Source organism: Psychrobacter fulvigenes, from assembly GCF_904846155.1.
In the GTDB taxonomy this organism is placed as follows: domain Bacteria; phylum Pseudomonadota; class Gammaproteobacteria; order Pseudomonadales; family Moraxellaceae; genus Psychrobacter; species Psychrobacter fulvigenes.
Genome location: NZ_CAJGZP010000001.1, coordinates 2,638,308 through 2,653,920, shown reverse-complemented (window position 1 = coordinate 2,653,920; position 15,613 = coordinate 2,638,308). Strand labels below are relative to the sequence as shown.

The 15,613-nt window shown below is 43.2% G+C and carries 13 protein-coding genes and 1 pseudogene; 10 read left to right on the top strand and 4 right to left on the bottom strand.

From position 1 onward, the window contains the following. Positions 1–22: 22 nt before the first annotated feature. Entirely contained in the window at positions 23–1,798 is a 1,776-nt protein-coding gene (locus tag JMX03_RS11150; protein WP_201596794.1) for an NAD(P)H-hydrate dehydratase, read from the top strand. Between the two features lie 57 nt (positions 1,799–1,855). On the opposite strand, the gene JMX03_RS11145 is transcribed toward JMX03_RS11150, so the two are convergent. Beyond that, positions 1,856–2,356: a DUF4124 domain-containing protein gene (locus JMX03_RS11145; RefSeq protein ID WP_201596793.1), complete on the bottom strand. Its 501-nt coding sequence runs from the start codon at positions 2,354–2,356 to the stop codon at positions 1,856–1,858. 1,080 nt (positions 2,357–3,436) lie between these two features. Here JMX03_RS11145 and JMX03_RS11140 point away from each other — a divergent pair. From JMX03_RS11140 to JMX03_RS11105, 8 genes are all read left to right on the top strand, one after another. After that, complete coding sequence (locus tag JMX03_RS11140; RefSeq protein ID WP_201577067.1) at positions 3,437–5,149, top strand: acetolactate synthase 3 large subunit; 1,713 nt, start codon at positions 3,437–3,439, stop codon at positions 5,147–5,149. Then, entirely contained in the window at positions 5,149–5,649 is a 501-nt protein-coding gene (gene ilvN / locus JMX03_RS11135) for an acetolactate synthase small subunit (RefSeq protein ID WP_201574052.1), read from the top strand. The genes JMX03_RS11140 and ilvN overlap by 1 nt, the downstream gene beginning before the upstream one ends. 169 nt (positions 5,650–5,818) lie before the next feature. Then, positions 5,819–6,835, top strand: a complete 1,017-nt coding sequence (ilvC, locus tag JMX03_RS11130; protein ID WP_201596792.1) for a ketol-acid reductoisomerase — start codon at positions 5,819–5,821, stop codon at positions 6,833–6,835. Positions 6,836–7,135: 300 nt separating this feature from the next. Beyond that, positions 7,136–7,561 carry a hypothetical protein gene (locus tag JMX03_RS11125; RefSeq protein WP_201574054.1) on the top strand — a complete coding sequence of 142 codons (426 nt, stop codon included), beginning with the start codon at positions 7,136–7,138 and terminating at the stop codon, positions 7,559–7,561. A gap of 347 nt (positions 7,562–7,908) precedes the next feature. Continuing rightward, positions 7,909–8,121, top strand: coding sequence for a cold-shock protein (locus JMX03_RS11120; RefSeq protein ID WP_058368296.1), 213 nt, complete (start codon positions 7,909–7,911; stop codon positions 8,119–8,121). 373 nt (positions 8,122–8,494) lie between these two features. Further along, complete coding sequence (locus JMX03_RS11115; RefSeq protein WP_201596791.1) at positions 8,495–9,067, top strand: DUF421 domain-containing protein; 573 nt, start codon at positions 8,495–8,497, stop codon at positions 9,065–9,067. 418 nt (positions 9,068–9,485) lie between these two features. Further along, a complete protein-coding gene (locus tag JMX03_RS11110; RefSeq protein WP_201574055.1) occupies positions 9,486–10,235 on the top strand; it encodes an electron transfer flavoprotein subunit beta/FixA family protein in 750 nt (249 codons plus the stop codon). 103 nt (positions 10,236–10,338) lie between these two features. Next, positions 10,339–11,271, top strand: coding sequence for an electron transfer flavoprotein subunit alpha/FixB family protein (locus tag JMX03_RS11105; protein WP_201574056.1), 933 nt, complete (start codon positions 10,339–10,341; stop codon positions 11,269–11,271). Positions 11,272–11,374: 103 nt separating this feature from the next. Here the strand turns inward: JMX03_RS11105 and JMX03_RS11100 are convergent, their stop codons facing one another. The 3 genes and pseudogenes from JMX03_RS11100 to JMX03_RS11090 all read right to left on the bottom strand — a co-directional run bounded on the left by JMX03_RS11100 (position 11,375) and on the right by JMX03_RS11090 (position 14,180). Beyond that, positions 11,375–12,184 (bottom strand): TrmH family RNA methyltransferase, encoded by an 810-nt coding sequence (locus JMX03_RS11100; protein ID WP_201596790.1) that lies wholly within the window; start codon positions 12,182–12,184, stop codon positions 11,375–11,377. A gap of 118 nt (positions 12,185–12,302) precedes the next feature. Continuing rightward, positions 12,303–13,286, bottom strand: a complete 984-nt coding sequence (locus JMX03_RS11095; RefSeq protein ID WP_201596789.1) for a class 1 fructose-bisphosphatase — start codon at positions 13,284–13,286, stop codon at positions 12,303–12,305. A 145-nt stretch (positions 13,287–13,431) separates the two neighbouring features. Further along, positions 13,432–14,180 (bottom strand): annotated as a pseudogene (locus tag JMX03_RS11090) (IS5 family transposase). A gap of 353 nt (positions 14,181–14,533) precedes the next feature. On the opposite strand from JMX03_RS11090, the gene JMX03_RS11085 reads away from it, so the two are divergent. Next, on the top strand, positions 14,534–15,610 hold the full coding sequence (locus tag JMX03_RS11085) for an aspartate carbamoyltransferase catalytic subunit (RefSeq protein WP_201574059.1): 1,077 nt from the start codon (positions 14,534–14,536) through the stop codon (positions 15,608–15,610). The last annotated feature ends 3 nt before the right edge of the window (positions 15,611–15,613 follow it).

The window sequence follows — 15,613 nt, the reverse complement described above, 5'->3', positions numbered from 1 at the left end:
AAGCGATAAAAAAGGAATAATTATGCTAACACAAATGTCACTCTTTGCAGACGCTAATCGTGCATCACAGCCCATCGCTTTATATAGCAGCCAGCAAGTATATGCTATAGAGCAAGACTGGTTTGCGCAAGGGTATAGTAGCTTTGCACTCATGCAACAAGCGGCATGGCAAATGACGCAGCATATTATAAAGCTCAATCATCATTGGCCACTATCATGCAAGCAAAAAAATTGGGCGACAGGTACAGGTAATAGGTATCGAGACTCAAATCGACAGCCACGAGCCTGTGTATGGGTAGGTCATGGTAATAATGGCGGTGATGGCTGGTTGATCGCTCATTACCTACAGCAGGCTGGTTGGCGGGTGCAAATCATAACCGTTGGTATCGACGATATTAATCATAATAAAACATCTAAAGACGATACAGATACCTCAGTACCTGATTCAGTCAAAGCACAGTATATCGCATTAGCTGCCAATAGCGTTTACCAGCGTTTTGAAGACAGCCCTTACTCTGAGAGCGATGATTGTCAGCAAGCGTTACAAGCAGATTTTTATATAGACGCCATATTTGGGATAGGATTAAAACGCGCACCGACTGGAATCTACGAGCAAGCCATCAAAACATTCAATAATGCTGCTCAGCAAGCTGGTGCGTTGGTCGTTGCTGTAGATGTTCCTAGTGGCTTAGTGGCGTCTACAGGACAAGTCTTTGGGCATCTTGCCATTCAGGCCGATGTGACATTATGCTTGATAGCACGTAAGTTTGGTCTGCATACCAAGGATGGGATGGACTATGCTGGCGAGGTCATTGATATACCTCTGATACCTTATGACATCAATAATCACACTAAGCCGGTCGCCACCTTACTGACTGAGCCTCAGCCTTTATCTCCGCGTCGACAAAACAGCTATAAGGGCAGCTATGGTCATGTGTTGATCATTGGAGGCAATCGGATTGATGGATCGCAAGGTATGGGCGGTGCAGCAATTCTATCCTCTGCCAGTGCAATGGCTACTGGGGCTGGCAAGATAACGGTCGCCTGTCATGATGCCTTCCATGGGGCGCTGCTTACCTCGTTGCCTGATGCTATGACGATTGACTTGCACGATCAGGATGGTGTCAAAAACCTGCTTACAGAGGTTAATGTGATTGCTATTGGTATGGGATTTGGCCGTGATGACACTGCACAAGCTTTATTTATCAGTTACTTGCAAGCTGCCATAGAAGAAAAAAAGTCCATAGTCATTGATGCTGATGGACTATATCACTTAGCTTCATTGCAAAGAAATGATCATGCGTTGGTCGCTCAATTGCGAGACTACAGTAGAGAGTATCCAGTTTGCTTAACCCCGCATAGCGGCGAGGCAGCAAGGCTGTTAGATCAAAAGATTAGTACCATAGAGAATGATCGGCTGTCTGCCATACAGCAGTGTGCTGATATCTATGGTGGTCATTGGGTGCTGAAGGGAGCGGGGTCATTAGTACTGACGCAAAATGAAATCTACGTCAGCGCTGTCGGTAATGCTGGCATGGCCTCTGCTGGTATGGGGGATGTGCTATCTGGAGTGATTGCTGGCTTGTTGGCTCAGAAAGACTTCAGTGCTGAACAGGGCAGCTTACAGCAAGCGGTACTCATTCATGGATTAGCAGGAGATATACTGGTCAATCAACAGGATGTTGATTCTAATAACAGTATTAGTAATCATTTACCTTTATTAGTGGGGCAACGTGGGCTGCAAGCACAAGATATGCCCGCCGCCATTCGTCATGTTATGCAATTAATAACCACGTAAAGTGAGTTAATTAACGGCAACTGATTTTAGCAGTGGCAGTGAGGGTTTAATCAGCTATTAAGTCGTAGAGCCTGTGCAGTACTGGTTGATCGCCTGTTGTACGCGCTCACGCTTAAGCTCAATCTCACGGCTATCTAGATACTGGCGCTTACCATTGGCATCCATCTCATAAATGCGTCCACCAACGTTAAGATTGGTTAAGTTACTACGTAGCGACTGACAGCGCTGAGCATTAGCTTGTGCTTCTTGCTCTTTAATACGCGCCTCTAGCTGCGCCACTCGTTGTTCTTCTGCGTTTGGTGCATTGCCTTGATTAGGATCTGTCTTGCCAGCCATTTGTCCAGGACTCGTTTGACGACCATCACTACGAAACTCGATGACTTCAACATTATTGCCATTTAACGGCGCATGTTGGCTGTATTTTACTTCACCATGGGCGCCAATAGATTTATAAACCTGAATGGCATGACTGGCATTCATGGAAAGAGCGAACATGCAGGCAGCTATAAATCCAACAAACAGCTTGGTGGCGGTATTTAACATAGATAGAGAAGTCATGCTAATAATCCTTTTGACCGATTAAAGAACAAGCGTTCTTAACACTTCATAAACGTCTTGCTATGTAAACTTACAATGATAATACAATATAGGGTGATTCTAGCAAAAAATGCTTATGAATGCATATTATTTAATAACCAATAGTTAGTAATGGGATTCACAAGTTTTTCTTGACAATAGGGTCAAAACCATCGAAGATAATAGCAGTTGATTGGTCAGTGAGCGGCTTTTATGATATTGCCGTAGCACTTGAAAATAACCACTACTGGTTGCTTATCAGTAGCTTTGTAGTTTTATTTTCTTTGTGATAATGACATTGCAAGGATAGCGGTCATCACGGCAGCTGTCTGAAGTAGTGCTTATTGTCTCCGGACTTATCGGTCTACAATGACTAAGGTAAACTTATTATTTTTGATGTACCAAGCATAAAACCTGTTGATAGGTAAAAGGCGACGCTAAATATGCTTTTTACCAATCGCTATCCTGACAAGGCGCTATCCTGATAAGGTAGCTCAGGTGCCATTTAAGCTTGGGTGATACTTCTAAGATGTTTTAAATATAAATAGATAGTGAAAGCGGGCGAGTTAAGTTAATCCACGCTACATTGAGTGATGTTTGCTCAGTGCTATTTTTTTATATCAGTCTTAGCTTGTTGTCATATATGCATCATTATGCGCTTCGGCGCTTATGAGAGATAATAACTTCCTTTTTGCAGATGCACCCGCATCTTGTCACTGTATGTCGATAAACTCCTGTACTCCTATCAAAGCTAACGCTGACCATCTAAATTGCTATGTTTAAGTATTCTGCTGCCTTGTCAGCTGTACTTTGGCTTAGTGGGCACATATTCTTGATATGGACAACAACCGGTAAACAGCTTTTATAAGTAGAAGGTTACGCTCTGTCGTAAACACTGAAACTTAATAAACCTGATGCCTGTTCGCGCCGCAAAAAAAGGTGATGACAGTGACGCAAACCACGCAGAGTCCGAACATGACCGGACATCCCCAGACGGGTAATGCCGCCAAAAATTTCGATAAAAAACAACAGCTGATTGCAGAGGGTAGTGCAGAGCCTGTGATGCTATCCGGCGCTGAAATGCTGGTCCAGTCGTTAACCGATGAAGGTGTCGAGTATATCTTTGGTTATCCAGGCGGTGCTGTATTACATATTTATGATGCTCTATTCCAGCAGGATGACATTGAGCACATCTTAGTGCGCCATGAGCAAGCTGCTGGTCATATGGCAGATGCTTACTCACGAGTAACGGGCAACACTGGCGTTGTATTAGCGACCTCTGGACCAGGCGCTACCAATACAGTAACTGCTATTGCTACGGCCTTTATGGATTCAATTCCGATGGTTGTGATTGCAGGGCAGGTGCCTAGTAGCTTAATTGGTGAAGATGCTTTCCAAGAAACTGACATGGTTGGTGTTTCGCGTCCTATCGTTAAGCACAGTTTTCAGGTGCGCCATGCTAGTGAAATCCCAACGATCGTAAAAAAAGCCTTTCACATTGCGCAGTCTGGCCGTCCAGGTCCTGTCATGATTGATGTACCTAAGGATATGACAGCGCCTAACGAAAAGTACGCTTACGAATATCCAAAAGAAGTATTCATGCGCTCTTATCAGCCATCAGTTAAGGGTCATGGTGGTCAGATCAAAAAAGCCATTGAAACGCTATTGGCTGCTAAGCGCCCAATAATTTATTCGGGCGGCGGTGTGGTTTTGGGTAACGCCCATAAAGAACTGACAAGCCTTGCTCATAAGTTGAACTTGCCAGTGACCAATACTCTGATGGGACTTGGTGCCTTTCCAGGCTCTGATCGTCAGTTCGTAGGTATGCTAGGAATGCATGGCACTTATGAAGCTAACATGACTATGCACCATTCGGACGTTATCTTGGCAGTTGGGGCGCGCTTTGATGACCGCGTGACCAATAACGTCAAAAAATTCTGTCCAAACGCTACCATCATTCATATTGATATTGATCCAACTTCGATCTCCAAAACGGTTACGGCGCACATTCCTATCGTTGGTGACGTCAAATCTGTCCTTACTGATATGTTAGAGATAGTTGGCGATGATAAAGAGTTAGATCAACACGCGTTGTTGGATTGGTGGGCGCAGATTAATGAATGGCGCAAGCGCCATGGTCTACGCTATGACACCAATACTGAGAATGGTATTAAGCCACAAAACGTTGTTCAGACCTTATGTAAGATCACTGAAAGTAATGCGATTATTACCAGTGATGTCGGACAGCATCAAATGTTTGCTGCGCTGTACTACACGTATAATGAGCCGCGTCAGTGGCTTAACTCAGGTGGCCTTGGTACCATGGGTGTTGGTTTACCTTATGCAATGGCAGCCAAGCTTGTTAGACCTGAGCGAGATGTCGTATGTATTACAGGTGAGGGCTCGATTCAAATGAATATTCAAGAGCTTTCTACCTGCTTCCAGTACAGTTTGCCTGTTAAGATTCTAAACTTAAATAATGCGCAACTTGGCATGGTAAGCCAGTGGCAAGACATGCTTTATGAAGGCCGCCGTGCACACTCTTATATGGAATCATTACCAGATTTTGTCAAGTTGGCAGAAAGCTATGGTCATGTGGGTATCAAGATCACTGATCCTGAAAAAATGGAAGAGCAGTTAGCTGAAGCAATGGCTATCAAAGATAAGCTGGTATTTATTGATGTCATCATTGATCCCGATGAGCATGTGTATCCAATGCAAATCGCTGGACAAACAATGCGTGATATGTGGTTAGCCAAGGGGGAGCGTACCTAATGCAACAACAAAAACATCTAATTTCTGTATTGATGGAAAACGAAGCGGGGTCGTTGTCACGGTTAGTCGGCTTATTTTCTCAGCGAGGCTATAACATTGAGACCCTAAACGTCGCACCAACAGACGATCCAACCATTTCACGTCTGACGCTAACGACCATTACGTCACCTGAAAAGATTGAGCAAATTACCAAGCAGCTGCATAAGCTAATCGAAGTGGTCAAAGTACTCAATTTGTCTGACAGCGTACACGTTGAGCGTGAGCTGATGCTTATTAAGGTTCGTGCCACTGGTGGCGTCCGTGAAGAGGTTAAGCGTAGTGCTGATATCTTCCGTGCCCAGATTGTCGATGTCACTGCCAATCTATATACCATTCAAATCGTTGGTGATACAGCGAAGCTTGATGGTTTCATCGATGTGATTGGTCGTGAGCGTATTTTAGAAGTAGTGCGTTCAGGTGTCATTGGTATCGCTCGCGGTGAGAAGACTCTGAGTGTGTAGCTAGATATGTCATAGCTGGTTTCTCCATAGTAATGACCTTACACTATTATTAAATTTAATTTTCAAACTTAAACGAAGCTTATGCTGACAAGCCATTTTAATAAAATGGCTGTGACATAAGCGCTTACAAGCCATGGCTCATCCATGATGAAGGAAAAGGGCTCTACCTATGAGTGTTTATTACGATAAAGACTGTGATTTATCTATCATCCAAGGCAAAAAAGTTGCCATTATTGGCTACGGCTCACAAGGTCACGCGCATGCGCTAAACTTACAAGACTCTGGTGTAGACGTTACTGTCGGTCTACGTGCTAACTCAGGCTCATGGAAAAAAGCTGAAAATGCTGGCCTAAAAGTCTCTGAAGTGGAAGATGCGGTAAAAGCAGCTGATATCGTCATGATTTTGACGCCTGATGAGTTCCAAAAAGAGCTGTATAGCGATGTGATTGAGCCAAATATCAAAGAAGGTGCAACGCTTGCTTTTGCTCATGGTTTTGCCATTCACTATAATCAAGTAGTACCACGTAGCGACCTAGATGTCATCATGGTTGCTCCGAAAGCACCAGGTCATACCGTACGTTCTGAATTCGCCAAAGGTGGTGGTATCCCTGACCTCATCGCTATCTATCAAGATGCTTCAGGTCAAGCGAAGCAAGTAGCGTTATCTTACGCTGCGGGTGTTGGTGGTGGTCGTTCAGGTATTATCGAAACGACCTTCAAAGACGAAACCGAAACAGACTTATTTGGTGAGCAAGCAGTACTATGTGGCGGCGCTGTTGAGCTAGTAAAAATGGGCTTTGAAACCCTAACAGAAGCGGGTTATGCACCAGAAATGGCTTACTTTGAGTGCTTACATGAGCTCAAGCTCATCGTAGATCTCATGTATGAAGGTGGTATCGCTGACATGAACTACTCAATCAGTAACAACGCTGAATATGGCGAGTATGTGACTGGTACTGAGGTAATCAACGAGCAATCACGTGAAGCCATGCGTAATGCTCTAAAGCGCATTCAATCAGGTGAATACGCGAAGATGTTCATCAGTGAAGGTGCAACTAACTACCCATCAATGACTGCGCGTCGTCGTAACAATGCTGAGCACGAAATTGAGAAAACAGGTGCTAAGCTACGTGCAATGATGCCTTGGATCGGTGGTAACAAAATCATTGATAAAGAAAAGAACTAATTTAGCCATTAAGCTCAGTTATAAATAGTTCTATGCTACCTTCATTAATAATTGCCCATGTTGTCGACAGATAGCATGGGTTTTTTGTTGCTTAGAGTTTCTGCTCTGCTGGATTTGATGATAGTGCCATGGTGGGCTTGAAAATCAGTGACAGTTACCCAACATACGTAACTCAAACGTATTTTAGTCAGCAAGTAGTTTTTACACATTAAGTGGTTTTTACACATACAGTATGGATGTTTACCATCAACAGTAGGTAGATCCTGCCCTTAATTCTTCTTATATAATAGGTTGTTTGTTTTGCAAATATCTTTTCCAGACTGGCTAACGCCGCAATTCGCATATCTTGCCTTCAGCGCTGTGGTGGCTGTTTTGATTTGGATAGAGGGTGAGATGCTTAAGCGTACTGGTGGCAAGCTGCCGAAGTCGCCTTTATTTAAGATCAGCTCATTACTGGACACCTCATGGTTCTTTGTCTCTGTCGTTATGCTGTATGTGATTGATTTAACACCCTTAGCAATCACTGTACCAGCGGCCTATGGTATTTATACTATGTTTGGTTGGGTATACGGTACACGGCTGCTGAGGAAGAAAGGCATACCAGATTCACCCGAAGATTTAGTTATTCCAGCTAAGTATATTGCTTACAGTCAGTCGTTTGCATTAATATTTTTTGCATTATGTTTATTGGTATTAGCGTCGCCATGGTTACCATTACCTAATTAATGTTTTGATGAAGACTGGTGCTTTAGCTTATCTTTATATTGTATGTTTCAATGTCCTGAATTCAATATTATTAGCTAGGTTTTTGATTAAATTGTTTGATTATTCATATAGATAGAGCTTGTTATAATCTGTCAGAAATTTACAAAACTCTATAATTTAGTCTACTAATGACCATAAAAACTGCTATACTACACTTGTACTCATAGGGTTTTAGACGACAATAATGAGTGACCATCGAGGTCTATCATCTATTTAGTTTGAGCATAAGCTCAAGATTCTAATGAGTATTTGTCAATTAATCGGTACAGACATACGTCTTGCCAACAGTTAAAGAGTTAGGAAAAATTATGTCAGATAAAGTTGAAGGCACTGTAAAGTGGTTTAATGAAGCTAAAGGTTTTGGTTTTATCGCTCAAGATAACGGCGGACAAGATGTATTCGCTCACTACAGCGCTATCCAAGGTAACGGTTTCAAAACTTTAGCCGAAGGCCAAAAAGTGTCTTTCATCTTAGGTGATGGTAAAAAAGGCCCACAAGCTGAGCAAATCGAAGCTCTATAATTTTACTGCTTTAAAGCAAGCTTGATTTATCAAGATTCTTTATGGCTAATAGATATTATAAGCGTAGATTATATTGTTGTGTTAACAACAAGACTATTGTTTAGACTGTATATTAAAAGCAACCTCTTATCAGGTTGCTTTTTTTGTGGCAAAAAATGGGTTTTAAAAGTTTAATGGCTTTAGTGACAATATATATAGTCAGTTGAAAACAAAACTTTCATAAGTTCAAAAGCGCTGCTGATATAAATTTCGCTTGCTTGCTGCATTCACAGAGGCTGCGCAAAATTCACCCCAGTAGCGCTATAACCTTTTTAAATTGAATCTACTATAGTATGTCGTTAAAGACAGGTAATGCAGAGTCATAAGGAAAAGTATGAAGTGGGAAGCGTGGTTTGCCATTGATTGGCAACAAGTGATCGGAATATCATTATCTGCGGTGGGATTTTATATTGGCTTGATGGTATTTACACGCTTTATGGGTCTGCGTAGTTTTTCCAAGCTATCAAGTCATGACTTTGCGATGACGGTAGGTATAGGGAGTATCTTAGCGTCAACGGTATTATCTGACTCTCCTTCACTATTGCAAGGCCTGTTTGCAGTAGCGGTGCTGTTTGTGATTCAGGCAGTAGTCTCCCTGGTAAGACGTAAAGCTAAGCCTTTAAAAGCACTGATCGACAACCAACCTATTATTTTAATGGCTCATGGTGAGTACCTATTAGATAATCTTAAAGAGTCCAACTTAAGCACCAGTGATGTACAACAAGTATTACGTAAAAACGGCATTAAATCAAAATCAGAAGTGTTTGTGGTGATTATGGAAACGACTGGCGATATGAGTGTGATAAAGAACAATAACGTTGTACCAGATCAGTCATTATTTAATGATGTACGTGACAGTGAGCTATTGATGGGACCTGTAATGAGAAATTCAAAGCAAATACTATAAGTGATCTATACCCAATTTATTCAGTAAAAGTAGTTTGAGTAAAAATGGCTATAAAATAAAGAACCAATGAGACTATGAAGTAATAAAATGGAAGTTTTACAGCATAAATGACTATTTTTTTAGCTGAATTGTAACTTTAGAGGGAGTTGGTGACAAATTTATGACCCATTATTCACGGCGTTGCCTTGACCTTACCTGTGTGGTCACGCAAGATATATCTGTCTATTAAATAATGATAATTTTTGATGTAGTGGGGTCTTTTGATAGCTAGTACTATGTATCTGTGCTCAGCTCTGATATATTATCATGTTAATGAGTCTTTGCTCACTGAGCTGCTACCTTTTAGGTAAGATTTTGAACGACAATGGGCCCATGATTTACAATTTTTTAATTCATAACACTAATAAACGAGGAACGTATGAAAGCATTAGTCGCGGTCAAGCGTGTCATTGATTATAACGTAAAAGTTCGTGTAAAAGCTGATAACTCTGGTGTGGATTTATCTAACACCAAGATGTCTATTAACCCGTTTGATGAAATCGCTGTAGAAGAAGCGGTACGTCTAAAAGAAGCGGGTGTGATTGATGAGATCATTGTTGCTTCAATCGGGCCAAAAGAATCACAAGAGCAGATTCGTGCCGCTCTAGCACTAGGTGCTGATCGTGGTGTTTTGGTACAAACCGATGCCAAACCGTATCCATTACAAGTAGCAAAGATTTTGAAGAGCATCGCTGAATCTGAGAGCACTGATATTATTCTTTTGGGTAAACAGGCTATTGATGACGATAACAACCAAACCGGTCAAATGCTTGCTGCTCTAATGGGTATCGGTCAAGGTACGTTTGCTTCAGAAGTTACCGTTGAAGGCGATAAAGTCAATGTTACTCGTGAAGTTGATGGTGGTCTACAAACTGTAGCACTGTCCTTGCCTGCGGTCATCACCACTGATCTACGCCTGAATGAGCCGCGTTATGCGAAGTTGCCAAACATCATGAAAGCGAAGAAAAAACCACTTGATGAAAAAACACCAGCTGATTTTGGCGTCGAGATGACTTCTAAGCAAGAGATTATCAAAGTTGTGCCACCTGCTGAGCGTAAAGCTGGTATCAAGGTGGGTTCAGTTGATGAATTGGTCGATAAGCTAAAAAACGAAGCGAAAGTTATTTAATACTTTGCTAGAGCGTCTATAGAGTTATTAGACTTTTGGCGCTAGGTTTTGAAAGCTGTGTGAATCCATGACTACGTGAACAAACAAATAAAGGATAAAAACAATGGCAATTTTGGTATATGCAGAACATGACAATGCCAGTCTAAAAAAGGCAACTCTAAACACTATCGCTGCTGCAAAGCAAATGGGCGACGAAGTCCATGTATTGGTTGCTGGTAGTGGTAATCAAGCAGTCGCCGACGAAGCGGCAAAAGTTGAAGGCGTAAGCAAAGTATTGCTAGCAGACAACGCTGCTTATGAGCATCAAATGGCAGAAAACATCTCGCTATTGGTTGCAGATATCGCTGGTGACTATAGTCATATCGTTGCAGCTGCGACCACAACTGGCAAAAACTTCATGCCCCGTACTGCAGCACTACTAGACGTAAGCATGATGTCTGAGATCTCTGCAGTGATAGATCCGCAGACCTTTGAGCGTCCAATTTATGCTGGTAACGCTACTGCTACTGTAAAAACAACAGAAGACAAAGTTGTATTGACAGTACGTGCGACAGCTTTTGACCCAGTGGCTGCTGAAGGTGGTTCAGCGACTATCGAAGCGGTTGATAGTGTGCAGGAGTCTGGAAAATCAAGCTTTGTTAATGAAGAGATGGCAAAATCTGATCGTCCTGAGCTGACGTCAGCTGAAATCGTTGTGTCTGGTGGCCGTGCGTTAGCAAATGGTGAAAATTTCACCAAATACATCGAGCCATTAGCAGACAAGCTAGGCGCTGCAATTGGTGCGTCACGTGCAGCAGTTGATGCAGGCTATGTACCTAACGATATGCAAGTCGGTCAAACGGGTAAAATCGTTGCGCCGCAGTTGTATATTGCAGCTGGTATCTCTGGTGCTATTCAGCATTTGGCAGGTATGAAGGACTCTAAGGTTATCGTTGCTATCAACAATGACCCAGAAGCGCCTATCGCCAGCGTTGCTGATTACTTCTTAGAAGCTGACTTGTTTGAAGCGGTACCTGAGCTAACTAGCAAAATCTAAGTCACAGTTGGCATAGTGATACATAATAAAAAATCCCGCTATCGACGATGAACGATGGCGGGATTTTTATGCTTAAAATATACGTTGTTTATAGGGAGCTGTCTTAACTGTATTGACGCTGACGCAGTGTTTCATATAGACAGAGTGATCCTGCAATGGCGACATTAAGGCTCTCTTGTCCGTTCGGTTGCGGGAGAGCAATTGGAGTGGCGCATTGCATTAGCTCATCACAAACTCCTTGTCCTTCGTGCCCCATGACCCAAGCAATCGGCGCTCGTAGATCATGCTCATAGATTAGGGTGTCGGTATGTGAGCTGGTCGCAAGCAAAGGGATTTGTACATGGTCTAAAATATCTTGGGTGCTCAGGCCTTCATAGATAGTGAGGGCAAACTGTGCGCCCATACCTGCTCGTAGCGTCTTAGGTGACCATGCTTGAGCGGTGGCATTGGTACAAAGTATGTGATGGATACCAACGGCCGCTGCGGTGCGTAGGAGGGTGCCGACATTGCCGCTATCTTGTACGTCATTTAGAATTAAGCAATCATCGTTTATCGTTGTTAGGCTTGGTGTTGGTACTTTGATAATCGCCATGATATCAACACCTGTCCCTAGGCTACGGATGCTTTGATATAGCGTGTCTGACAAGATAAGCACAGGGATATGAGTTGGCAGCCGCGTTAAAATCTGCCGTACTTCCGCATGCGCTGACGCTGACTCTGCTAGTAATACTTGGCTAAAAGGAACTTGCTCAGTCTGAAAACTACTGCGTAAGGCGGCATCGAGAAGGTGCACACCCTCGAGTACTGTCTGACCGTGTTTTTTACGTTGGCGAGCCTGAGTAAGTAACGCCTTAACCAGTTTTACAGTGACGTTTTTATCTGAGGTAATCAGTTCGGTTGGGTTTGATACCATAATGGACCGCTTCGAGAAGAGTGTAGAGGTGAAGGTATTAAGATAGCCGTCTTAAAGTGTATTATTTATCTACGTTAAGACGGTGGTTATCAGTTATTTGCTTTTGTGTTGAAGATACTTATTTATCTGCATGGTTTACATGTAGGTCTTTGATGTAATCCACTTCATTTTTACTACCAAGCACCACAGGGACGCGCTGATGAATGTCTGTCGGTGTTATGTCTAAGATACGGTTTGTCGCATCAGTGGCGCCGCCGCCCGCACGCTCAATGAGCAAACTCATCGGATTGGCTTCATACATTAAGCGTAACTTACCTGCTTTGTGCGCATACTTGGTATCAAACGGATAAGTGAATAGACCGCCGCGGCATAAGATACGATGGACGTCACCGACCATGGCTGCTACCCAGCGTGTATTAAAGTCGCGACCACGGACACCGTCTTCTCCTGCGATAAGCTCATCAATATACTGTTGCATCGGCGCGCGCCAATAACGGTAGTTTGAGCTGTTGATGGCGTATTCACTGGTATCTGCGTCGATTTGCACGTTATCTTCTATCAGTACATAATCGCCTGTGTCTGGATCTAAACTAAACATCACTACGTTATCTGCTATTGTTAGCGCTAAGACGGTAGAGGTGCCGTATAATAGATAACCTGCTGCCAGTTGCTTATTACCCGCCTGCAAAAAATCGCTGTTTTCACTGGTTTGGCCTTGGCGCTGATACAGCAAAATAGAAAAAATGGTGCCAACTGCCATATTGATATCGATATTTGATGAACCATCAAGTGGATCAAACAGTACCAGTAAGCTGCCATCGGCGTTGGCAGGTGTGGCATCATCTAGCTCTTCTGAGGCGACGCCAGCACAATGTGCGTTTTGCGCCAAAGCCTCTAATAATAAATCATTTGCCAGTACGTCGAGCTTTTTTTGGTCTTCGCCTTGGACGTTTTGATTGCCAGCTTCCCCTAGAATGTCTGCTAATGCGCCTTTTCTCAGGAGCTGGGAGATGGTTTTACCCACATCAGTAATCGTGGTAATGACATCACTGATTGCAGAATCGGCTGCGTGCTCTTTTAGATAGTGTGCTAAGGTCGTCATAGTCCTTCCTAGTAGGTAATGGAGGTCGTAAAAAGTAGGGGAGAAATGGTTGTTTAAAAATAACAGCTCATCTGTCAGGTTCAATAAGCAGTTTAAAATATCAAATAAGTCGCGGTGTTGATAAACATATAACTAGGGCGTGTCATCAATTAAGCCAAACGACACAAGAAACTAAGTGAATGGCACTAAGGAAATGACTGGCTAACTTATCATAGCGAGTGGCAATCGCACGATACTGCTTAATCTTGGCAAAGAAGTTTTCTATTAGGTGCCTCGCTTTATAAAGCTCTTTATCGAAGTCTCTTGGCTGCAGCCGATGACACTTAGATGGTATAACTGCATTACCTTGCACTGCTTTAATCGGTTCAATAACGCGGGCATCAGCATCGTAAGCTTTATCGGCAAGCCACGTTTGGCTAATACTGACATCAAGCAATTCATCTGAGCCACACAGGTCATGAGCTGCCCCACCTGTTAGATAAAAGCCAGTAGGATTGCCTAGCGCATCTGTTCGAGTATGTATTTTAGTCGTCAGTCCACCTTTGCTGCGTCCAATGGCTTGATCCCTTTTTTTCCAGCACTGTGCTGGTGGGCTTTAACAATCGTGGCATCTAGCATGGCATATTCGTCATCGGATTGTTCAGAGAGTTGATTAAAAACCTGCTCCCATACGCCTTTTTTTGACCAGCGACTAAAACGAGAATGAATCACTCTGAAGGCGCCAAAGCGTTCAGGTAGGTCACGCCAGGGTATGCCGGTCTTGTAACGGTACAGAACCGCTTCTACGAACAAGTGGTTATCCTTTGCAGTAACACCAACGTCACTTGGTTTACCAGGTAGAATGGCTTTAATTCTCTCCCATTGGTCATCACGTAGGGCATGTCGTCTTGTCATAGTCATTGAGCTCAAATTCCTAAATACGATCTAAGTATAGCTTATTCTGAAATATCTATGCTAATTGATGACACGCCCTAATAAATATATAAATAGCGCAGGCGGTGTCTTTGTCCTGACTGCAAAATCAGCTACACTATATCCATTATTATATCCATCATTTAAGAAGGCTTGTCGCTCATCATGTCTCATACAGTTCTGGTTATTTTATAAACATCAGGCAACTTATATCACTAGAGCAAAGTGTAGCAAATAAGTGTCAAAATGTCCCTGTATCTGTATTCATGGTTGCAATGAAATCACTATAAAAAATATGATTAACTCAATATAAACTCCTGATAAAGATTCGTATTATGCCAAATTCTACCAGTACTAATTCAACGAACACAGTCTCACCATCCAAGTACGCCAAATTCGATCATGATGTTATTCACCGAAAGCTTAATACTTCCCTTAGCCGACCGCAATTAAATGCTGATGGTAGCCTGCGCCACTTTTTGGGTGTTGAAGGGCTAAATAAATCACAGCTGCAAACCATTATAGCCAAAGCAGAGACTTTTATTGATGAAAATGGTCAACTGATTAATCGGCCTGAGCTTGATGGTTGTACCGTGATGAACTTGTTTTTTGAACCATCAACCCGCACTCGTACCACCTTTGAGGTCGCGCAAAAGCGTCTGGGTGCCAATGTGCTAAACATCGATATTGGCCGCTCTAGTACCAAGAAGGGCGAAAGCTTACGCGATACGCTGTGGAATTTGCAAGCCATGACGGCTGATATCTTTGTGGTAAGACATTCGGCATCAGGGGCGGCGCACTTTATGGCGACTGAGGTCACGCCTGATATTGCTATCATCAATGCTGGTGATGGTTGGCATGCGCATCCAACCCAAGGTATGCTTGATATGCTCACCATTCATCGTGAGGCACCGCGTCCCTTTGAAGAGCTGTCTGTCGCTATCGTCGGTGATATAAAGCATTCACGTGTGGCGCGCTCGGACATTAGCGCACTACAGACATTAGGAGTGAAAGACATACGGGTGATTGCACCGCGGACTTTATTACCCAAAGGTATTAAGCGCTTTGGTGTGACAGTATATGAAGATATGAATAGCTGTGTGACGGACTGTGATGTCATCATGGGTCTGCGTATCCAAAATGAACGTATTGGTTCGCCACTTTTGGCATCATCGAGTGAATACTACAAACATTATGGCATCACACCTGAGCGCTTAGCACTCGCCAAGCCTGATGCGTTGGTGATGCATCCAGGGCCTATGAACCGTGGCATTGAAATTGCCTCAAGTGTGGCGGATGGCGACCAGTCATTGATTTTGAAGCAGGTCAGTAATGGTGTTGCTATTCGGATGGCGGTGTTGGCACTTGCCATGGAAGGGCAGCGCGCGCATCAAGCCGCGCGTAACGGATAGCTT

What these genes read in the sequence shown, in the direction of transcription:
- JMX03_RS11150 (WP_201596794.1), top strand. Translation starts at nt 23, where the DNA reads ATGCTAACACAAATGTCACTCTTTGCAGACGCTAATCGTGCATCACAG.
- JMX03_RS11145 (WP_201596793.1), bottom strand. Translation starts at nt 2,356, where the DNA reads ATGACTTCTCTATCTATGTTAAATACCGCCACCAAGCTGTTTGTTGGA.
- JMX03_RS11140 (WP_201577067.1), top strand. Translation starts at nt 3,437, where the DNA reads ATGCTATCCGGCGCTGAAATGCTGGTCCAGTCGTTAACCGATGAAGGT.
- ilvN (WP_201574052.1), top strand. Translation starts at nt 5,149, where the DNA reads ATGCAACAACAAAAACATCTAATTTCTGTATTGATGGAAAACGAAGCG.
- ilvC (WP_201596792.1), top strand. Translation starts at nt 5,819, where the DNA reads ATGAGTGTTTATTACGATAAAGACTGTGATTTATCTATCATCCAAGGC.
- JMX03_RS11120 (WP_058368296.1), top strand. Translation starts at nt 7,909, where the DNA reads ATGTCAGATAAAGTTGAAGGCACTGTAAAGTGGTTTAATGAAGCTAAA.
- JMX03_RS11115 (WP_201596791.1), top strand. Translation starts at nt 8,495, where the DNA reads ATGAAGTGGGAAGCGTGGTTTGCCATTGATTGGCAACAAGTGATCGGA.
- JMX03_RS11110 (WP_201574055.1), top strand. Translation starts at nt 9,486, where the DNA reads ATGAAAGCATTAGTCGCGGTCAAGCGTGTCATTGATTATAACGTAAAA.
- JMX03_RS11105 (WP_201574056.1), top strand. Translation starts at nt 10,339, where the DNA reads ATGGCAATTTTGGTATATGCAGAACATGACAATGCCAGTCTAAAAAAG.
- JMX03_RS11100 (WP_201596790.1), bottom strand. Translation starts at nt 12,184, where the DNA reads ATGGTATCAAACCCAACCGAACTGATTACCTCAGATAAAAACGTCACT.
- JMX03_RS11095 (WP_201596789.1), bottom strand. Translation starts at nt 13,286, where the DNA reads ATGACGACCTTAGCACACTATCTAAAAGAGCACGCAGCCGATTCTGCA.
- JMX03_RS11085 (WP_201574059.1), top strand. Translation starts at nt 14,534, where the DNA reads ATGCCAAATTCTACCAGTACTAATTCAACGAACACAGTCTCACCATCC.